At 55.2% G+C, this 18,579-nt stretch carries 19 protein-coding genes and 2 pseudogenes; 11 read left to right on the top strand and 10 right to left on the bottom strand.

The window, feature by feature from the left end; genetic code table 11:
- Positions 1 to 28 precede the first annotated feature (28 nt).
- The 5 genes and pseudogenes from N8E88_RS29905 to N8E88_RS29885 form a co-directional block, all read right to left on the bottom strand.
- Positions 29 to 487 (bottom strand): carboxymuconolactone decarboxylase family protein, encoded by a 459-nt coding sequence (locus tag N8E88_RS29905; RefSeq protein ID WP_262293689.1) that lies wholly within the window; start codon positions 485 to 487, stop codon positions 29 to 31.
- A 102-nt stretch (positions 488 to 589) separates the two neighbouring features.
- Positions 590 to 1,402 carry an NADH-quinone oxidoreductase subunit E gene (locus N8E88_RS29900; protein ID WP_262293688.1) on the bottom strand — a complete coding sequence of 271 codons (813 nt, stop codon included), beginning with the start codon at positions 1,400 to 1,402 and terminating at the stop codon, positions 590 to 592.
- Between the two features lie 29 nt (positions 1,403 to 1,431).
- Positions 1,432 to 1,674: pseudogene (locus tag N8E88_RS29895) on the bottom strand (hypothetical protein); the annotation flags it as partial.
- 102 nt (positions 1,675 to 1,776) lie between these two features.
- Complete coding sequence (locus N8E88_RS29890; protein ID WP_410010636.1) at positions 1,777 to 2,145, bottom strand: TIGR02301 family protein; 369 nt, start codon at positions 2,143 to 2,145, stop codon at positions 1,777 to 1,779.
- Between the two features lie 80 nt (positions 2,146 to 2,225).
- A complete protein-coding gene (locus N8E88_RS29885; protein WP_262293687.1) occupies positions 2,226 to 2,657 on the bottom strand; it encodes an NUDIX hydrolase in 432 nt (143 codons plus the stop codon).
- 103 nt (positions 2,658 to 2,760) lie between these two features.
- On the opposite strand from N8E88_RS29885, the gene N8E88_RS29880 reads away from it, so the two are divergent.
- A complete protein-coding gene (locus N8E88_RS29880; RefSeq protein WP_262293686.1) occupies positions 2,761 to 3,525 on the top strand; it encodes an SOS response-associated peptidase in 765 nt (254 codons plus the stop codon).
- 37 nt (positions 3,526 to 3,562) lie between these two features.
- On the top strand, positions 3,563 to 4,177 hold the full coding sequence (locus N8E88_RS29875) for a LysE/ArgO family amino acid transporter (RefSeq protein ID WP_262293685.1): 615 nt from the start codon (positions 3,563 to 3,565) through the stop codon (positions 4,175 to 4,177).
- On the opposite strand, the gene N8E88_RS29870 is transcribed toward N8E88_RS29875, so the two are convergent.
- Positions 4,154 to 4,321 (bottom strand): transcriptional regulator, encoded by a 168-nt coding sequence (locus N8E88_RS29870; protein WP_112527813.1) that lies wholly within the window; start codon positions 4,319 to 4,321, stop codon positions 4,154 to 4,156. The two genes, N8E88_RS29875 and N8E88_RS29870, sit on opposite strands and share 24 nt — an antisense overlap.
- A 375-nt stretch (positions 4,322 to 4,696) precedes the next feature.
- Here N8E88_RS29870 and cysS point away from each other — a divergent pair, with 375 nt between their 5' ends.
- The 4 genes from cysS (at position 4,697) to rarD (ending at position 9,348) form a co-directional block, all read left to right on the top strand.
- Positions 4,697 to 6,145: a cysteine--tRNA ligase gene (gene cysS / locus N8E88_RS29865; protein WP_262293684.1), complete on the top strand. Its 1,449-nt coding sequence runs from the start codon at positions 4,697 to 4,699 to the stop codon at positions 6,143 to 6,145.
- Positions 6,142 to 6,648: a GFA family protein gene (locus tag N8E88_RS29860; RefSeq protein ID WP_262293683.1), complete on the top strand. Its 507-nt coding sequence runs from the start codon at positions 6,142 to 6,144 to the stop codon at positions 6,646 to 6,648. Before cysS ends, N8E88_RS29860 begins: the two co-directional genes overlap by 4 nt.
- Positions 6,645 to 8,258: a citramalate synthase gene (gene cimA / locus N8E88_RS29855; protein ID WP_262293682.1), complete on the top strand. Its 1,614-nt coding sequence runs from the start codon at positions 6,645 to 6,647 to the stop codon at positions 8,256 to 8,258. Before N8E88_RS29860 ends, cimA begins: the two co-directional genes overlap by 4 nt.
- A 124-nt stretch (positions 8,259 to 8,382) precedes the next feature.
- Positions 8,383 to 9,348, top strand: coding sequence for an EamA family transporter RarD (gene rarD, locus N8E88_RS29850; protein ID WP_410010635.1), 966 nt, complete (start codon positions 8,383 to 8,385; stop codon positions 9,346 to 9,348).
- Here rarD and N8E88_RS29845 read toward each other — a convergent pair.
- Both N8E88_RS29845 and N8E88_RS29840 read right to left on the bottom strand, forming a co-directional pair.
- A complete protein-coding gene (locus N8E88_RS29845) occupies positions 9,345 to 10,358 on the bottom strand; it encodes a CorA family divalent cation transporter (RefSeq protein WP_262293681.1) in 1,014 nt (337 codons plus the stop codon). The two genes, rarD and N8E88_RS29845, sit on opposite strands and share 4 nt — an antisense overlap.
- A 16-nt stretch (positions 10,359 to 10,374) precedes the next feature.
- Positions 10,375 to 10,980, bottom strand: a complete 606-nt coding sequence (locus N8E88_RS29840) for an LOG family protein (RefSeq protein ID WP_262293680.1) — start codon at positions 10,978 to 10,980, stop codon at positions 10,375 to 10,377.
- A 175-nt stretch (positions 10,981 to 11,155) separates the two neighbouring features.
- On the opposite strand from N8E88_RS29840, the gene N8E88_RS29835 reads away from it, so the two are divergent.
- From N8E88_RS29835 to N8E88_RS29815, 5 genes and pseudogenes are all read left to right on the top strand, one after another.
- Positions 11,156 to 12,403 (top strand): LysM peptidoglycan-binding domain-containing protein, encoded by a 1,248-nt coding sequence (locus N8E88_RS29835; RefSeq protein ID WP_262293679.1) that lies wholly within the window; start codon positions 11,156 to 11,158, stop codon positions 12,401 to 12,403.
- A gap of 90 nt (positions 12,404 to 12,493) precedes the next feature.
- The gene (locus N8E88_RS29830) at positions 12,494 to 12,865 is read left to right on the top strand and encodes an ArsR/SmtB family transcription factor (RefSeq protein WP_262293678.1); all 372 of its coding nucleotides are present in this window, start codon (positions 12,494 to 12,496) and stop codon (positions 12,863 to 12,865) included.
- A 2-nt stretch (positions 12,866 to 12,867) separates the two neighbouring features.
- Positions 12,868 to 14,754, top strand: coding sequence for an ABCB family ABC transporter ATP-binding protein/permease (locus tag N8E88_RS29825; protein ID WP_410010634.1), 1,887 nt, complete (start codon positions 12,868 to 12,870; stop codon positions 14,752 to 14,754).
- A gap of 105 nt (positions 14,755 to 14,859) precedes the next feature.
- Positions 14,860 to 15,558, top strand: coding sequence for a phosphatidylserine decarboxylase (locus N8E88_RS29820; RefSeq protein WP_262293677.1), 699 nt, complete (start codon positions 14,860 to 14,862; stop codon positions 15,556 to 15,558).
- 10 nt (positions 15,559 to 15,568) lie between these two features.
- A pseudogene (locus N8E88_RS29815) lies at positions 15,569 to 16,412 on the top strand (CDP-alcohol phosphatidyltransferase family protein).
- Positions 16,413 to 16,431: 19 nt separating this feature from the next.
- Here the strand turns inward: N8E88_RS29815 and N8E88_RS29810 are convergent.
- Together N8E88_RS29810 and N8E88_RS29805 are read right to left on the bottom strand one after the other, a co-directional pair.
- On the bottom strand, positions 16,432 to 17,436 hold the full coding sequence (locus tag N8E88_RS29810) for an alpha/beta hydrolase family protein (RefSeq protein WP_262293676.1): 1,005 nt from the start codon (positions 17,434 to 17,436) through the stop codon (positions 16,432 to 16,434).
- A 76-nt stretch (positions 17,437 to 17,512) separates the two neighbouring features.
- A complete protein-coding gene (locus tag N8E88_RS29805; protein WP_262295680.1) occupies positions 17,513 to 18,568 on the bottom strand; it encodes an alpha/beta hydrolase family protein in 1,056 nt (351 codons plus the stop codon).
- Positions 18,569 to 18,579: the final 11 nt, after the last annotated feature.

Below are 18,579 nucleotides of genomic sequence, written 5' to 3'. Positions count from 1 at the left end.
GAGGCGATTGAACGTTTCGGCGCTATTGTCAGGCTGCGGCACTGTTTTTTTCCACCGGATGGACAGAGCGGAAGCCGATAGCCAGGCGGTTCCACCCATTGATGGTTACGATCAATATGGACAGCTTGACGATCTCCTCCTCGGTGAACTGTTCCTTCAGCACGTCATAGACGTTGTCCGGAGCATGGGTCTTGGATATCAGCGTCAATGCCTCCGTCCAGGCCAATGCCGCGCGTTCGCGATCACTATAGAGCGGCGATTCCCGCCATGCGTTCAGCAAATACAGGCGCTGCTCAGTCTCGCCCTTCTTTCGAGCATCCTTCGAATGCATGTCGAGGCAGAAGGCGCAGCCGTTGATCTGTGAAGCCCGCATCTTGACGAGCTCGATAAGGCTCATTTCCAGCCCGCTGCCGACGACGCTCTCTTCCATCTTGAGCATTGGCTTGATGAGTTCTTGGAAATTGTAGAGGTTCAATCTTGGTTTCATTCTGTATCTCCTTATGTGGCACTCAGTTGCCTGTACACAAGACGAGACAGCTTTGCCGAACGTGACATCCGAGCAAACTTTTTTATGAATCTTTTTATAAGATCAGTCTCCGGTGACGAAAAACCGCCAGCGCCCCTTTGGCGTGATGCCAAGGCGATAGAATACATAAGTGCCGAATTGCTTCATCTCGTCGTAATCGCCCGCGGTGACGATCTGGAAGAGTTCGACTTTTTGCTTGGCGTCGAGCTTGTCTAGCGGGTAGGCGAAGAAATAGGGCCAGACATAGAGTTCGTCTGCCGTGCCGGCATCGAGGTGCACATAACCGGACTCAAGCACATCGACCAGAATAGCGAGAATTTCCTGGCCATCTGGATCGCCGGCGAGGCTTTTCAGATAGGCCAATGGATCGCCATCGATATCCGTCAGCGAAAGCATCGTGACATCATCGCCTGAACCGATCAGCGGACGGAGCGCTTCAATTGATCCGGACTTGGCTGCAGTCAGAATGAGTTCGCGCATTTTCTGCACCGGAAAAGGCAGTTTAGCGACGTCGTATTCGACCTGCGGTGTCGGTGCGCCTTCCTTGGCGTTCGGCATGGCAGGATTGTTGCTCTGCGCAGCAGCACCGCCATCATCATCCGTTGCTGCCGGTGCCTGCGCAGGCTGTTCCGGCGTTGCGTCGGGCTTTTCGGGTGAGGAGGGTTGGTTCTGGGTTTCGTCAGCTGGTTTCTGTTCGGCACCGGGCGTCGCAGGCTCGGTGGCTTTGGGCAGCTCTTCTTTTTTGATCTCGCTCAACGCGAGTTGCATCCGCGTATCGACGCCGGCAGCAAAAGCCGGAATGGAGAAAGCACAAACCGCTGCCGCTAGGAAAAAGGTTCCGGCGATCGCGGAAGCGGAAAAGTGCTTTTCAGGCATGCAGGATCACCAATTATTGCAGAATGCGATCTCGATGAAAATTCACCCGCAGAAATACGTTCGCGCAAGCCATCGAGCAAGGCCAATGCCGACCCTTCACCGTTATCACGGATCAATTCGGTCAATGCGGTGGCAAAAGCAGCTTCAGCCATAATTTCAGGCTCGATACCTTCAAGCGTGCCATCAGCCCAGACTTCATTCTGATATTCGATTGCAACCAGCTTTTTTTCTTCTGCAACCAACCTATCAAGGTCTGTTGATGTCATGTTCATGATATACCATCCTTGGCCGAAGCCAATTCTTAAACTACCGCTAAACAATACCATACGTTTTGTTTAAAATGCGGTTCATTGGCTTCAACAGTTAAAGCCTGGTTAATTTCCATAGCCCGATACGATCTCCGAAGAAAGCCTTGTTCCTTCGATTTGGTAGCGGTCAATCGCCGCAATCGCCTGGCTCGTGCAGGTTGAATAAGTTTCGTTGAATGTACGGTATCCGCGGTTGAAACTGGCAATCAACTTGGCCCGGCGTGCTGGGTCCGGATTCTCCGCCAGGAGCAGCGAATCCATGCGATCCCGCCACTGGTCGCTCCTTTCGCCGCAAAGATTACGCAGTGAATGTATCGATCCGAGAACTTCGGCCAGACGCAGGAGCTTTGCCTCATACAGAGGGTCGACCGCGTAAGCTGGCACAGCCGTGGCGATTGCCGTCAAAAATGCTGTGATGACTATTGTACGCCGCACGCAACAACCCCGAGACTAGTTCCCCGAAAAGGTTGTTGCCCGAAAGCTTGGCATCTTCAAGGCGTCTGTGGTCAATACCCTCAGCTTTTAAATCTGAGAGCCAATTCGTTTACGACATCGAGAACACTCTCGGTCACGTCGAATTCGGCCATTTCCTCCACCCTGAGCCAATGCACGGCCGCCGCATCGTCCGCAGCGATTGCTTCTCCCATTGGATCAAGCGCCAAAAATACAGCCAAGCGGAAAGGCTTCGGCGCTGGAAATTCCGGTGTCGAGTAATCGAACGTAACGGTCGTGAGATACGTCACCTCGGTTGCTGTTATACCGGTCTCTTCGTGCAGTTCCCGTATTGCTGCTTCTTGCGGTGTCTCGCCCTCCTCGCGTCGCCCGCCGGGAAACGCCAGCCAGCCCTTTGACGGCTCGTGTGCTCTCTCGACAAGCAAGAATGCCTGATCGCGTATGCAAACGGCCGAGACGCCATCGACAGTGACGGAGAGGGGAATTTGGTCCATACGTCAGGGGTAGGCGGTAAGAGAAGTTTTGACAAGGCCACCTTGACCGTGCATCGCAAATGCGGATGATCGCCACTCCCAAAACAAATCAGGCATTGACTGCATGTGTGGACGTTTTTCACTCCTCGAAACGCCGGAAGAGGTCGCGGCTTATCTCGCGCTCATGGAGCTCGAGGCGTTTCCTCCGCGCTACAATATCGCGCCGACACAGCCGATCCTCATGGTCATCGCCGGTGAAACACCGCCGCCGGGCAGCAACCGGCCTGATCGCAGGGCGCTGCTGGTCCGGTGGGGCTTTATTCCTGGCTGGGTAAAGGATACGGCAAATTACCCACTGATGATCAATGCCCGTTCGGAAACGGCAATCGAGAAGGCATCCTTCAAGGCTGCAATGCGCCATCGGCGGGCTCTCGTTCCGGCCTCGGGGTTCTACGAGTGGCGGCGGGACGGCAACAGGAAATCGCAAGCCTACTGGGTTCGCCCGCGTAACGGCGCAACTATCGCATTCGCCGGGATATATGAACCGTGGGCGAATGCAGAGGGCTCCGAAATGGACACCGGCGCGATCCTGACGACAAGCGCCAGCGAGGATCTGCGTTTCATCCACGACCGCATGCCTGTTGTCATAGAGCAGAAAGATTTTGCACGTTGGCTCGATTGCAAGACGCAGGAACCGCGTCACGTCGCCGATCTCTTGAGGCCTGCTCAGGCGGATTTCTTCGAAGCGATCCGTGTATCGAACAGGGTCAACAAGGTCGACAACACAGGTCCGGAAATCCAGGAGCGGTTCGTCGAGACTTTAGCCGAAGCGAAGAAGCCAGGAAGCGTCAAACCGCCGGAGCCTGACAACCAGATGAAACTGTTCTAACACCCCGATCCAACTATTCTCTCAGGATATCTACCCGATGTTTCCAGCCGCTCTCTCCGGTTTCCTTCTTGGTGCGTCCCTTATTATCGCCATCGGCGCGCAGAACGCTTTCATATTGCGGCAAGGACTGCTGCGAGAACATGTCTTCGTCTTGAGCTTTATTTGCGCTCTGTCCGACGCCCTGTTGATCACGGCAGGCGTTGCAGGTCTTGGGACGCTGATCGCGCAATCGCCCACACTCATCTCGGTCGTGACGCTCGGCGGTGCCGCATTCTTGTTCTGGTATGCTTCGATTGCCTTTCGGCGCGCGCTCCACCCCGAGGTACTGAAAGCTGCGAACACCGGCAACGGCAATTTGAAGGTGGCGATCGGCACCGTTCTGGCGCTGACCTTCCTCAACCCGCATGTCTATCTTGATACTGTCGTTCTGCTTGGCGGCCTGTCGGCTCGCTTTGAAGGCGTGAACCGTGCGGCCTATGGCGCAGGCGCCGCACTTGCGTCCTTCATATGGTTCTTCGGCCTCGGCTATGGCGCGAGGCTATTGCAGCCGATTTTTGCGAAGCCGACCGCGTGGCGCGTACTTGACGTTTTGATCGGCCTCGTCATGGCCGGTATTGGTTTAAGCCTGTTAGTCCGTTTCCTGAACAATTGAAGCAAACTTCAATTGCGGGCGTTGGCGAACGGTGCTGAGCACGGCTGCAAGGATCGCAGCTGGCCCGATCGCGCGGTATTGCGAGGTGAGATGGTCGGCGCGGGCACTTTCGCGCGGCTTTGCCGTTTGCTGGGCATCGGTCATGGGTTTGGTCCTTTTATTCCCCTAAAGTCTAAGGCATCAGGATTCCCGTTCAAATTGGCCGGAAAGAAGGCACTTTCCAGGAGGATTTTAGGCTATTCGGTTAATTTGGATTAACCATCGCAAAGTCGGCAAAAATGCAACACCGCGTCTTTGGCGCGAGCGCTTGACGATTTGCCCGCACTCGATCATAAATGCCCGCATGAAAACGTCGCCCGTAACGATTATTATTACCTGTCGGATTATTATCAGCTAGCGCTCGCTGGCCCGGCCGTTTTCGTCTCAAAAATCCTGATAAAGATGCGAAACGCACCGGTCGCCAGACCAGCGCGATGATATGCGTTTTGACGATGAACCCCGAATTTTGAGATCCAGGACATGCCGCAGGAACTGAAGCTGTACAACACGCTCACGCGCACGAAGGAGACCTTTGTGCCGATCGATCCGAATAATGTGCGCATGTATGTCTGCGGTCCGACCGTCTATGACTATGCGCACATCGGCAATGCGCGGCCGGTTATCGTCTTCGACGTGTTGTTTCGGTTGCTTCGTCATATCTACGGCGAAAGCCATGTGAACTACGTTCGCAACATCACCGACGTCGACGACAAGATCAACGCTCGCGCCGCCCGCGATTATCCGGACCTGCCTTTGAATGAAGCGATCCGCAAGGTCACCGAAGCAACGAACGAGCAATTCCAGGCGGATGTGGCAGCACTCGGTAATCTGCAGCCTTCGTCTCAACCACGCGCGACCGAATATATTGCTGAAATGGTGGCGATGATTGATCGCCTTGTCGAGCGTGGCGTTGCTTATGTCGCGGACGGTCACGTCTTGTTTTCGCCATCGGCGATGGATGCCGCCAAGGGCCCGCGCTACGGGTTGCTCTCCCGCCGCTCGTCTGACGACATGATTGCCGGTGCGCGCATCGATGTTGCCTCCTACAAACGAGACGAGATGGATTTCGTTCTGTGGAAGCCCTCCAAGGAAGGGGAACCGGGCTGGCCGTCGCCCGCGGGCATCGATGGTCTCGGTCGCCCGGGCTGGCATATCGAGTGCTCGGCCATGTCGATGGCGAAGCTGCTTGAACCATTTGGCGGCGGACTGCAATGCGATGATCCGGTGAAGAACATTTTCGACATCCACGCCGGTGGCATCGATCTGGTGTTCCCTCACCATGAAAACGAGCTTGCCCAGTCCTGCTGCGCCTTTGGCACCGACCGCATGGCCAATATCTGGATGCACAACGGCTTCCTGCAGGTCGAGGGTCAGAAAATGGCCAAAAGCACCGGTAATTTCGTGACCATCCATGAACTGCTGGAGACAGACACGTTCGATGGCCGTAAGTGGCCGGGCGAAGTGCTGCGCCTTGCCATGCTCATGACCAACTATCGCGAGCCGATCGATTTCAGTGTCAGAAAGCTGGAGGAGGCAGAAAATATCCTCGCCAAAGCTCGCGAATATGTGGGCGACGCCGGCATCGGAGTAGTTCCGGATGAGGCGATCGATATCCTGTCGGACGACCTCGCAACCCCAAGCCTGATCAATTGGCTGGCATCGATCAGGAAGTCACGCGGCGTCGATCGTGAGGACTATCGTGCAGTGTTCGCACTACTGGGTATTGATCTGAGCGTGGAAAGCGTCTCACCCGAGCTCGAGAGTGAAATCGAAGCCAAGATCCACAATCGCCTGTCTTTGCTTGCAGCCAAGAGTTTCGCCGAAGCTGACCGCATCCGCGATGAGCTGCTGGAAAAAGGCATTCAATTGAAGGACGGAAAAGATCCCGCAACCGGCGAACGCGTCACGACCTGGGAGATGAAGCGATGAGTCTGGATAACAAACCCATCTACACCGGCGGTTGCCAATGCGGCGCGATCCGTTTTCGCGTGGAGGGTACACTGGGTGATGCATCGATCTGTCATTGCCGCATGTGTCAAAAAGCCTTCGGCAACTTTTTCGCGCCCCTGACATCAGTGCGCGGCACCGATTTTGAGTGGACACGGGGTGAGCCCAAGAGGTTCCAATCGTCTAATCACGTCAAGCGCGGCTTTTGCGCGAACTGCGGAACGCCGCTGACATATGAAGCACCGGACGGCATTGCACTTGCTATCGGTGCATTCGATGAACCTGAAGAATTGGCGCCCACCGTGCAGTGGGGCATCGAAGATAAATTGCCTTACATTGACGATCTGTCGAAACTGCCCGGATACACATCCGACAGTGACGCGGAATCGATAGAGTTCCTGAAAACGATGATATCCTATCAACACCCCGACCATGACACGGAACAGTGGCCGCCATCGGGGCCGCGAGGGGAGGCGGGCGAGTGACAAAAGAACGGATCTATCTCTTCGACACGACACTGCGCGATGGCCAGCAGACGCCCGGCATCGACTTTTCGGTTGAGGACAAGAAAGTCATCGCATCAATGCTGGATGAGTTCGGCTTCGACTATGTCGAGGGCGGCTATCCGGGAGCCAATCCCACCGACACTGCTTTTTTTGCCGAAAAGCGTACGAAGCATGCCAAATTCGCAGCTTTCGGCATGACCAAGCGCGCCGGCGTCTCGGCCTCCAATGATCCCGGACTTACAGCGCTCATCCGTTCGTCGGCCGACACCATATGCTTTGTCGCCAAAAGCTGGGACTATCATGTCCGCGTAGCGCTCGGCTGCACGAATGAGGAAAACCTCGAGTCTATCGATGCCTCCGTTCGCGCCGCCGTTAAGGCAGGCAAGGAAGCCATCGTCGATTGCGAGCATTTCTTCGATGGGTATAAAGCCAATCCGGAATATGCGGTAGCCTGCGCCAAAACCGCCTACGAGGCGGGAGCCCGCTGGGTCGTGCTGTGCGATACCAATGGCGGCACCCAGCCCGTGGAAGTCGCCGAAATCGTCCGTGCCGTCACAAAATTGATCCCCGGCGATCATCTTGGCATTCACGCGCACAATGATACGGAGCAGGCAGTCGCCAATTCGCTTGCTGCGATCGATGCGGGTGTCCGCCATGTGCAAGGCACACTCAACGGTATCGGTGAGCGTTGCGGAAATGCCAATCTGGTGACGATCATCCCGACGCTCATGCTGAAACCCAATTGGTCGAAGCGTTTCGAAACCGGCATCAGCCTCGAGAAACTCAAAGGGCTTTCCCGCCTGTCACGCAGTTTCGACGAATTGCTCAACCGCGCACCCAATATGCAAGGCGCGTTCGTAGGCGCGTCGGCATTTGCAACGAAAGCGGGCATTCACGCGTCGGCCTTGATCAAGGAACCGTCGACGTATGAACATGTACCGCCGGAAACTGTTGGCAATCGTCGCAAGGTCATGGTTTCGGATCAAGGCGGGAAATCCAATTTCATCAATGAACTTGAACGTCGCGGCATTCCCGTGGCCAAGTCGGATCCGAGGCTCGATACGCTGATTGCGCTGGTCAAGGAACATGAGTCCGAGGGCTACGCCTATGAAGGCGCTGATGCCAGTTTTGAGCTCCTGGCGCGGCGGACGCTCGGCACTGTCCCCGAGTTCTTCAAAGTCGACTCGTTCCGCTGCATGGTCGAGCGGCGCTTTGATGCAAATGGCAATATCAAGACCGTCTCGGAAGCCGTTGTCCGTATGGAGGTCGATGGTGAGACGCGGATGTCCGTCGCTGAAGGGCATGGACCGGTCAATGCGCTCGATCTGGCGTTGCGGAAGGACATGGGCCGCTATCAGGAGGAGATCGCTGATCTGGTGCTTGCGGATTTCAAGGTACGCATATTGAACGGCGGTACCGAGGCCATCACGCGCGTGCTCGTCGAGTCGACCGATTCCAGCAATGTGCGCTGGTGGACGGTCGGTGTTTCGGACAATATCATCGACGCATCCTTCCAGGCGCTAATGGACTCCATTGTCTATAAACTGATGAAAAATCGGGATTTGGCAGGAAAAATAGCAGCTGAATAGGGGATTTTCTGCCATTTTGAGCAAGTCACATCCCAAATTTTGAGCGAAAACATCAAACGACTTGATCGATTGATCAGTCGAATTCAATAGACGGCGTGCAGTGCGCGGACTAGGACTTCGCACCATGACCGAACAAATTGATAGCAATCGAGCCGTCGCCGGCAACCATTCGACATCCAGTGGTTTCATTGGAATGTCGGATGGAAAGAAGGGCTTTATTTTCGCCCTCTGTGCTTATCTGTTGTGGGGCATACTGCCCTTTTATTTGAAATCGGTCGCGCATATACCAGCGCTGGAGGTGGTGGCTCATCGCATTGTCTGGTCGGTTCCCATTGCCGTCGTACTGCTTTGGTGGCTTAGGTTGCTTGGCGACCTGAGGGCCGCCTTCACGACCCCGCGCATGCTGGCCATGGCCATATTGACCGCCAGTCTTATCACCGTGAACTGGGGCAGCTATGTCTGGGCCATCGGCAACAATCACACTGTGGATACAGCGCTGGGCTATTACATCAATCCGCTGGTGAACGTCGTCCTTGGCAGCATCTTCCTGTCTGAACGCCTTTCGAAGGCGCAAATGGTTGCCGTAGCTTTGGCCACATGCGCGGTCATTTTGTTGACGGTGTCGTCCGGGGGTCTTCCATGGATTTCACTGGTCCTCGCATTCAGCTTTGGTTTCTATGGTTTCTTTCGCAAAACCTTGCCAATCGGCGCCATCCAGGGTTTCACTCTCGAGGTTCTGATACTTTCCATTCCCTCGCTCGGTTTCATAGCCTGGACCCTGACGCAGAACACAAGTCACTTCATCAATGGCGCACCGCACGACACGGGTCTGTTGCTGTTTGCAGGGCTTGCAACCGCTGTGCCGCTTATCTTCTATGCCCTCGGCGCTAAGCTCCTGCGCTATACGACCATTGGTTTGATGCAATATATCGCGCCGACGATTGTGTTCTTCATTGCAATCTTTGTCTTCGATGAGCCGTTCTCGCATGTACAGCTCATTGCATTCGGCCTGATCTGGTCAGCCCTTGCGATCTACACCTGGTCGATGGTCCATGAAGCGCGAAAGCTGCGGTTGGAACCGGCGCACTAGTTCCGCGATCCGCCGATCTTTCTCACCACGAGAAAGACCATTCCAGAGATTCCCAATGCCAATGCGGTGATAAACCAAAAGCCATGCGCACTCTCGGCCAGCGGCAGCCCACCGGTGTTCATCCCGAACAGGCCACTGATCACGGTGCTCGGCAAAAGGACCGCGGTCATCACCGACAGGACATACAGAAACCGGTTTGACTGATCCGTCAGTTTCGCCAGGAGCTCGTCCTGAAGCAGGCGTGCACGCTGCTGTAATTGTTCACCTTCCGCGTGCAACGTTTCGGCGCGGCGCGACAATCCTTCAATCAGATCATCCAAGTCTTCGGGAAAGACCCGGCGATCGGCATGATCGATATGACGGAACAGACCCGTCGCCGCTGTGAGGTAGCGGTGAAAGACAACGATCTGACGCCGGACGGGCACGAGACGTTCCCGCTCGCCCTGCCAGTTCTCGCCGACGATATGATCCTCGATGGAATCCAGGGTTTCCGAGAGTTTGGTGATCTCTATTTTAAGAAGATCGAGAAAACGCCGGAAGATGGCATTGAACAGCGCGATCGGCGATTTCGGCTTTACCTTGCCGCCGAGAATAGCCTGACGCACATCATCCACGGATTGGAGTGGGTGACGGCGTCCGCTGATGAAGAATCGCTCATTGAAAGCGAAGCGAAAGTAACCAAGCTCCCGCGGATCACCATAATGCTTGTGCTGCAGATCCGGCAATTCACCGTAAAGCCAGCCTTCTTCATAGGTGATCTGATATTGATCACCGGGGGAGAGCAATGCTTCCCGCACAACTTCCGGCAGGCTTTCGTCAGTTTCGAGATTTCGCCTTGCCCGCGCATCGGCGAGACCGTAGCTTTTCCAAATCCACGCGCTTTCTGCTGCTCTGGCATGTGCGGATGGTAATAATGTGCCGTCATCGCGGAAGCTGTGGGCGATGACAAACTCATCACTTTGGATGAGGGGTGCGTAGCTCGGGGGATCCGGGGTAATATTATCCGCCATGAGATCCCCTTCGCTGCTACAGCCGCTCTATGATTGCTTCATTGCCTTCCCGGTCACCTCGAGCAGCGGAATTGAGGATCGCGGGTACGATATCTTCCGGCTTCTCTACCACAAGCGGATTGACCAAATGTGACGTGTGCACGAAACCCTCGGCTTTCATGTGCTCGATGAGGGCAAGCATCGGATTCCAAAATCCGTTGACGTTGGCGAAGACCATAGGCTTCCGATGACGGCCGAGTTGCGCCCACGTCATGATCTCGACGATCTCTTCGACAGTGCCGATACCGCCGGGTAAGGTAACGAACGCATCCGAACGCTCGAACATCTTATGCTTGCGCTCATGCATGTCTTCGGTAACAATAAGCTCTGAAAGCTGGCCAAGCGCGTGTTCGGTGGCCTCTTTGTTCATCAGGAATTTTGGAATAATTCCTGTGACTTTGCCACCCGCAGACATGACTCCGTCTGCGACTGCGCCCATAATGCCTTTGGTGCCGCCGCCATAGACGAGCTCAAGCCCATGCTCAGCGATCGCTTGACCAAGAAGCTTGCCGCTTTGTTTGTAAATCGGGTCGCGACCCGGTGAGGAGCCACAATAGACACAAATTGATCGAATCTTGCTCATACAATGAGTGGTGCCTTGCACATCACAAAACGTCAAGTCGGTACACCTGCGAGACAAAAGTTTCATACGCCGGCTTTTATGTATACGTCGAAAGAATGGGTCTGAATCTAAAGGGTTTTCTTGTAGCTTGACAGAAAAGGCGGTAGAGCAAAAGGAACAATAGGATCAGGGAACGATGTTCGAGAATAAATTTGCGCTTTTGGGATTTGGTACTGTCGTTGCTGCCGGTCTTGTTGCGGCCTATGTTGGCCTGATGCCGGGTAAGCTGGTTGTAGAGCAACCAGCTCCCGTGATGAATGGAACGATGCAGACACAGCCTGCAGCGCCCCAGGCAAATTCCGAACCTCAAATTCAATCCCTGACGACCGTACCGGATACAAACGTTGCTTCCGGACAAGTGTCGGCTCCGCCGCCAGCAACGGCAAATAATGGCGCGCCTACTTTCGATGTTCTACGCGTCGATCCCTCAGGCACCATCGTCATCGCCGGCAATGCCACAAAAAATGCGACGGTTGACCTTTTGTCGCGCTCCAGTGTCATCGGCACGACCAAATCGACTGAGAATGGTGATTTCGTTATCGCGCTGGATAATCCGCTGAAGCCGGGCGACTACCAGCTTGTCTTGCGCTCGACAACACAAGACGGCAGCGCCATGACTTCGCTTGAGACGGCGATAGTTTCCATTCCAGAGTCAAAGACTGGTCAGGTATTGGCTCTTGTTGAGCAGTCCGGCCAGCCGAGCCGCATGATCACAAAGCCCCAGCCGGTGGAACCCGCGCCTTCACCCACCCAGCCAACAACTGTTGCTGCACCCAAGGGTGACAAGCCGGGCATCGCTCCTGCAGAGAAAGCGTTGATCACGGTCGAGGCTGTCGAGCTTGAAGGCAGCAAGATTTTCGTCGCCGGTAATGCCCAAGCGGGCTCCGCGGTAAAGGTCTACGCAAATTCCACTCTGCTTGGAACGACAAAGACAGCACCCAATGGCCGGTTTTTGGTCCAGACTGTTCAGCAGCTGGCTGTAGGCGATTATATCATCCGTGCTGATATGCTGGGCAAGGATGGCGTGACGGTCGTGGCCAGAGCCGCGGTTCCATTCAAGCGCGAGGCCGGCGAGCGTGTCTCGGCCGTCGCACCGGCAACTCCGGGTGCCGATTCGCAAACCGAGACCGGTGCCATTGCACCGAAAACCGACGGACAGGCGCCTCAAGTCGCCGATGCGGGCACTCCTCTCCAGAATGTCGATGGATCGGTGATCATCCGCCGCGGTGACAGTCTTTGGCAGATTTCACGCCGCACCTATGGTGCTGGCATGCGCTACACGACTATCTATTTGGCTAACAAGGAACAGATCCGCAATCCGGACATGATTTACCCCGGGCAGATCTTCGCATTGCCAGAAAAAGATAAGCCTGTAGTTCAATAGAAAAGACGGGCTGTTAACACCTGTTTTCGAAAAAAAGAATCGCAATTTCTCCTTGCATCAGAAAATTATATCGTTTATCGCCGATGAACGATGAAATGCACGGGCTCGTTCCAACATCATTCTGATGCCAATACAGCGCGCATACTTGCCGCGTTGGCACATCCAGCGCGCTTGCGCATTGTCCGCCAGCTCGCGTGCCTTGATGCTTCGTGTTGCAAAGATATCGTCGCCGGGCTTGATCTGGCGCAGTCTACCGTATCGCAGCATTTGAAGGTTCTCGTCGATGCCGGTCTTGTGCGCTACAAGCAGTCCGGCCAGAGCTCTCATTACAGCATCGATCCGGTAGCGTTTGCCAGTATAGCCGCACTTGTGAACGACATGGCCCGCCTTTGCTGTGCGCCAGAAACAATGATCGAGGAAACGCAAGCGTTGCCCGAACTCGAAATTGCCTTCAAGGATTGACAGTGGCCAATAAAACCGTCTCAGACGAGTCTGGAAAAACCCTTCAGACCATTCGTAATCTCTGGCCCTATATGTGGCCGATGGAACGCCCTGATTTAAGAATGCGGGTCGTCTGGGCTTCTGTGTATCTGATCATCTCCAAGGTGGTCCTGATCCTCGTTCCCTATTTTTTCAAATGGGCGACAAATGCCTTGAACGGGAAATTCGAGGCCTCTGATCTGGTACCGGCACTCCTCGTCGGTCCGCTCATGCTGGTGGCAGCGTACAATGCTGCACGTATCGTTCAGGCGGGTTTAAACCAGTTACGCGATGCACTCTTCGCCAGTGTTGGCCAATATGCCGTACGAAAGCTTGCCTATAAGACCTTCGTACACATGCATGAATTGTCGCTGCGCTTCCACGTGGAGCGCCGTACGGGTGGTCTTTCGCGCATCATCGAACGCGGAACGAAGGGCATCGAGACCATCGTTCGCTTCACCATCCTGAATACGGCGCCGACGATCATCGAGTTTCTGATGACCGCAGTCATTTTCGCCGTGACCTACGGAATGTCCTATTTGGCAGTCGTGGTGGCAACCGTGTGGCTCTACACATGGTTCACGGTAAGAGCCAGTGACTGGCGCATCGGCATTCGCCGGGACATGAACGCCTCTGACACGGACGCCAACTCCAAGGCAATCGACTCGCTGCTCAACTATGAAACTGTCAAATATTTCGGCAATGAGAATATGGAGGCCGGTCGTTTCGATGCTGCCATGGCGCGCTACGAGATTTCGGCGACACGCATCTGGACTTCGCTTGGCTGGCTTAACTTTGGACAGGCGGTTATTTTCGGCATCGGCATGGCGGTCATGATGATCATGTCGGGCAGGGAGGTGCTTGCGGGTACGCAGACATTGGGCGATTTCGTCTTCATCAATGCAATGTTGATGCAGTTGTCCGTCCCGCTCAACTTTATCGGCTTTATTTATCGCGAAGTGCGTCAGGGTCTGACGGATATCGAGCAGATGTTCGACCTGCTCGATGTCGAGCAGGAAGTGATGGACAGGCCCGATGCCAAGCCGCTGGTGATCGAACGGGGGGCTGTGCGTTTCGACAACGTCCAGTTTGCCTACGATCCGAAGCGCCCGATCCTGAAAGGCGTCAGCTTTGAGGTTCCCGCAGGCAAGACAGTAGCGATTGTCGGGCCTTCCGGTGCGGGCAAATCAACCCTGTCGCGCCTGCTGTTCCGCTTTTACGACATCCAGAACGGCTCGATCACCATCGATGGCCATGATATCCGCGACGTGACGCAGGACAGCTTGCGATCCGCTATCGGCATGGTTCCGCAGGATACTGTCCTCTTCAACGACACCATCGCCTATAATATCCGCTACGGGCGCATCACTGCGACGGAGGCCGAGATGCGCAATGCGGCGGAGCTTGCACAGATAGGACCTTTCATTGAAACGTTGCCCGAAGGCTACGACGCCATGGTGGGGGAGCGCGGACTTAAGCTTTCCGGCGGCGAAAAGCAGCGCGTGGCGATTGCAAGAACGATTTTGAAAGCTCCGCCTATCCTGATCCTGGATGAGGCGACTTCGGCTCTCGATAGCGCCACCGAGCATGAGATCCAGTCCGCGCTTGACCTTGTCAGTCGCAATCGCACGACACTGGTTATCGCCCATCGGCTTTCAACCATCATCGGGGCTGATGACATTATTGTCCTGAAGGATGGAGTGATCGCCGAGCGCGGCACCCATGCAAAGCTTCTGGCCAAGAGGGGGCTTTATGCCTCCATGTGGAACCGTCAGCGCGAGGCTACGGAAGCTGAGGAGCGTTTGCGCCGGGTACAGGAGGAAGACGACCTTGGCGTCATCGTGCGTGGAAAGCCCGCAATGCCCGCTTGAATGGTTTGCTCCTGCTGCCAATCTCCGATAAGTAACGCGCGACTTGCCGTGGAGCGCTCGCCGTTTCAGGGAATTTGAGCTGCCGGTACAACCAGGAATACATTGATGAGTCTTGTCGATTCCATACGCAACACCTTGGTACCAATCCACCGGGAGGGGTACCCGTTCATCGCCGGTTTTGCCGGAGCGACGATCATCCTCGGCTATTTTTGGGAGCCGCTGTTCTGGATTGGTCTCATTCTCACTGCTTGGTGCATCTATTTCTATCGTGACCCGCAGCGTGTTACCCCGACGGATGACAAGCTGGTGATCAGTCCGGCAGATGGCATCGTTTCAGCTGTTGGGCCCGCTATCCCGCCGCGCGAGCTTGGCCTTGGGGATAAGGAGATGACCCGGATATCCGTGTTCATGAACGTCTTTTCCTGCCACATCAACCGCTCTCCGGTCCGCGGCCGGATAACTACGATTGTCCACAAGCCGGGCAAGTTTCTCAATGCCGACCTCGACAAGGCCAGCACTGAGAATGAGCGTAATGGCCTTTTGATTGACAGTCCAAATGGTGAGATCGCCGTCGTGCAGATTGCCGGGCTTGTGGCGCGCCGCATTGTCTGCTGGGCGGACGAAAACACTGCCATTTCGATCGGCGAGCGGTTCGGTCTCATTCGCTTTGGTTCGCGCGTCGATGTTTATCTGCCGGAGGGCTTTACGCCGCGCGTCGCGATCGGCCAGACTGCGGTCGGCGGCGAATCCGTCATCGCCGAATTCGGTGGCGCGGCAAGCGCTCCGTTAGTGCGGATCAGTTGAGGCAGGGCGCATGACCGAGACCGAAGTCGATCCATTGTTTGACGAGAAGCCGCAGACGACCGGCCCTGTTGGTCGGCGAATCCCGTTGCGCTATCTCGCGCCTAATGTGATTACAGTTCTTGCCATCTGCGCCGGGCTGACGGGTATCAGGCTGGCCTTCGAGAATCGTTACGAACTGGCAGTGTCCATGGTGCTCCTGGCGGCATTTCTCGACGGAATCGACGGACGCCTCGCCCGTATGATGAAGGGCTCCACGAAATTCGGTGCACAGATGGATCTCGCTGGCCGACATCGTCAATTTTGGTGTCGCCCCGGCTCTGGTCCTCTACGCCTATATGCTGGATCAGGCGCGTTCGTTTGGGTGGATCGCCGCGTTGTTATACTGCATAGCCTGCTGTCTTCGCCTTGCCCGTTTCAATGTTATGCTCGATGTGGTTGGGAAACCGCTCTGGCAGAACCATTTTTTCACGGGCGTACCAGCCCCGGCGGGCGCGATGCTTGTGATGCTGCCGGTTTATCTCGGCTTCCTCGGTCTTGCGCCCACACGTGCAATCGCCTTCGCCGCCGCCGCCTATACCGTTGGTGTAGCAGTGCTGATGATCAGCCGCCTGCCGGTCTATAGCGGCAAGGCCCTAGGAACGAGGCTGCGTTCGGACTGGGTCATGCCCTCGTTTCTGTTCATTGTTCTCTATGTCGCCTTTCTGATGAGCTACACTTGGGAAACGTTGACGCTGACCACGATCTGCTTCTTCCTCACACTGCCGTTCAGTGCGCGTGCTTGGAAGCGCTACGAAGCGGCAGATCGCGCCGCATTGGCAAATGCTGAAAGTGCTGGTTCCGAAATTATATCCTGATTTCGGAACCACACCGGTTTCACTGCTCGGCTTCGATCAGATTTTTGCGGAAGAAGGCCAGGATATCTGCGTTGAACTGCTTGTGGAAAGCCACGCGATCAAAGCCTGCCGTGTCGGTGCATAGCTCAGGCTCACCGGAGTTGGCCACGAGTTTCGCAAATTCCTGGCTGCAAGGTGGGAGAAAAGAGAAATGGCCAGAGTTCGGCACGATACGGTAATCTGGCTTGGCGGGCAGGTTATGAGCAACCGTTGCGGCATCTTTGGGTGATAGACCGTCTCCACCATATTCGGATGCCCATAACTGGACTGGAACCGTCACTTTGCCCAGGCCCTCGGCGGTGAATAGGCTACCGCCCGCAGGATCAACCAACACTGCAGTTTTGATCCGTGGATCACCGGCCAAAGGAGCAATTGCGGAGCTACGAATTTGCTCGCAAAAGCGGTTTCCCGGATAGGTCGGGCAATTATCTAGCAGCAATTTCCAGTCGGGGTTGCCGCCAATCATGGCGAGGCCAGTGAAGCCGCCTCTTGAAAAGCCGAAAACGCCAATTCGTGCCGGATCGACCTGTGGTGCACCTGACCAGCGGTCCAGCATGAAATCGACCAGCCTTGTCATGTCGACAGGGCGCTGGGTCATGGAGGCTATATCGTTCGGATCTCTCGTTTTCGATTGGCCGCTATCCCGTGGATGATTGATAGCAGCGACTACAAATCCTGCATCGGCAAGCATTTCAGCAAGTGCATGATAATTGCCGAACCATCCACCTACACCATGCGAGATCATGATGAGCGGAAGTTTTTCACCTGTGAGTGGGCAGTCCCGCACAGCTGTCGAATAGTCGAAGCCGATTTCTACCCGTATCGGCTTGCCAACACACGGATACCAGACGGCGGCCGTCAGAACGGGTCCACGATTGTTGGCAGGCACCTCGAGGAATTTGAGACCTGCGGCCTGAGAGGGGAGGATACTCAAGGCAAGAGCAGAAACGAAGGTCGAGAGTGTAACTATTTTCCGGAATTTCATTGCAATCTCCATCGCTTAGACACTTCGTCCGAAGAGCCTTTTGAGGTAGCTATTTTTTGTAGGTTCGATGCGCAGGCTATTTGGCGCGGGAGGCCTTTAGCGTCCGTTCAAAGGCTTTGCTTATCATGTCGATCAGCTGCGCATGAATTGCGGCGCGTGACGGCCCGCCACCGTCATCGCAAAGTGGATCACCTATCTTTTCAGACACAATGATGTCGGCGGCGCCGGGTTTGCATTCGGCAAACATGCTATAATGGCTGGCATTTTCAACGACTGTGTACCTCGCATTGGAAATCGTTTTTGCGATCCCGGAGGCTTGAGCGCTCAGCGGGATTTTTCCTGGTTTACCGAGATTAATGATATCAACCGGGATTTTGATCTTGGAAAAGCTGTTGAATTCAAAGATATCAGATGGGGCAGGATCAATTGCCATGGCAAACCGGACGCGTTCATCTCTATTGTCACGATTTGCAGATTCCAAATTCATCGCATGAAGGTCAACGCCGCTCTGTCTGACCCACCCGCAAAGGGAAGGATTGAGCAAGTCCGTATCGCAATAGCCTGCCAAAAGTTGGGGATCTATGCGAGCACCCGCTAATGCCAAAGCGGTATTACCACCCATGGAAAGACCAAGAACACCAATTTTGTCTTGATCAAGGTGATTTTGGAAGAGTTCATCCTTCTCAATTGTATTCAAGGCTTCCGTGAGATCGGAAGGTCGCAACCATATCTTCATTGTCTCAGCGGCGGATTTATTACTGCCCGTATTCCTCGGATGCGTAGGCGCGACAACAACGAAGCCCTGTTCAGCTAAGGGTGTTGCAACCCAGCTCAAAGCTTGCGCGTTCCCGGCCAACCCGGCACCATGTGAAAGCAGGATAAGCGGAAACTTCCCCTGGGACATCGGCGCGTCGCGCGTGGCGGGCGTTCCAATGAAAAACGCGGTCTCGCCCAGCACGACCGTCTCGCCACCGGCTTGCGCCGGATACCAGACGGTTACATCAAGATCGACGCCACGCTCTTTCGACGGTGCAAGGATTTGGCGAACGCCGACTGTATCATCAGCCTTGGCCGTCTGCATCACGGTGAGGGACAGGATGGCTGCGGCACAAATTTTGGTCGAAAATTTCATCGGTTCTCCTT

This window comes from Phyllobacterium zundukense (assembly GCF_025452195.1).
Classification (GTDB): Bacteria; Pseudomonadota; Alphaproteobacteria; order Rhizobiales; family Rhizobiaceae; genus Phyllobacterium; species Phyllobacterium zundukense_A.
The sequence above is the reverse complement of the archived record's forward strand: the minus strand, read 5'-3'. Positions and strand labels throughout refer to the sequence as shown.

What these genes read in the sequence shown, in the direction of transcription:
- N8E88_RS29905 (WP_262293689.1), bottom strand. Translation starts at nt 487, where the DNA reads ATGAAACCAAGATTGAACCTCTACAATTTCCAAGAACTCATCAAGCCA.
- N8E88_RS29900 (WP_262293688.1), bottom strand. Translation starts at nt 1,402, where the DNA reads ATGCCTGAAAAGCACTTTTCCGCTTCCGCGATCGCCGGAACCTTTTTC.
- N8E88_RS29885 (WP_262293687.1), bottom strand. Translation starts at nt 2,657, where the DNA reads ATGGACCAAATTCCCCTCTCCGTCACTGTCGATGGCGTCTCGGCCGTT.
- N8E88_RS29880 (WP_262293686.1), top strand. Translation starts at nt 2,761, where the DNA reads ATGTGTGGACGTTTTTCACTCCTCGAAACGCCGGAAGAGGTCGCGGCT.
- N8E88_RS29875 (WP_262293685.1), top strand. Translation starts at nt 3,563, where the DNA reads ATGTTTCCAGCCGCTCTCTCCGGTTTCCTTCTTGGTGCGTCCCTTATT.
- N8E88_RS29870 (WP_112527813.1), bottom strand. Translation starts at nt 4,321, where the DNA reads ATGACCGATGCCCAGCAAACGGCAAAGCCGCGCGAAAGTGCCCGCGCC.
- cysS (WP_262293684.1), top strand. Translation starts at nt 4,697, where the DNA reads ATGCCGCAGGAACTGAAGCTGTACAACACGCTCACGCGCACGAAGGAG.
- N8E88_RS29860 (WP_262293683.1), top strand. Translation starts at nt 6,142, where the DNA reads ATGAGTCTGGATAACAAACCCATCTACACCGGCGGTTGCCAATGCGGC.
- rarD (WP_410010635.1), top strand. Translation starts at nt 8,383, where the DNA reads ATGACCGAACAAATTGATAGCAATCGAGCCGTCGCCGGCAACCATTCG.
- N8E88_RS29845 (WP_262293681.1), bottom strand. Translation starts at nt 10,358, where the DNA reads ATGGCGGATAATATTACCCCGGATCCCCCGAGCTACGCACCCCTCATC.
- N8E88_RS29840 (WP_262293680.1), bottom strand. Translation starts at nt 10,980, where the DNA reads ATGAGCAAGATTCGATCAATTTGTGTCTATTGTGGCTCCTCACCGGGT.
- N8E88_RS29835 (WP_262293679.1), top strand. Translation starts at nt 11,156, where the DNA reads ATGTTCGAGAATAAATTTGCGCTTTTGGGATTTGGTACTGTCGTTGCT.
- N8E88_RS29830 (WP_262293678.1), top strand. Translation starts at nt 12,494, where the DNA reads ATGAAATGCACGGGCTCGTTCCAACATCATTCTGATGCCAATACAGCG.
- N8E88_RS29820 (WP_262293677.1), top strand. Translation starts at nt 14,860, where the DNA reads ATGAGTCTTGTCGATTCCATACGCAACACCTTGGTACCAATCCACCGG.
- N8E88_RS29810 (WP_262293676.1), bottom strand. Translation starts at nt 17,436, where the DNA reads ATGAAATTCCGGAAAATAGTTACACTCTCGACCTTCGTTTCTGCTCTT.
- N8E88_RS29805 (WP_262295680.1), bottom strand. Translation starts at nt 18,568, where the DNA reads ATGAAATTTTCGACCAAAATTTGTGCCGCAGCCATCCTGTCCCTCACC.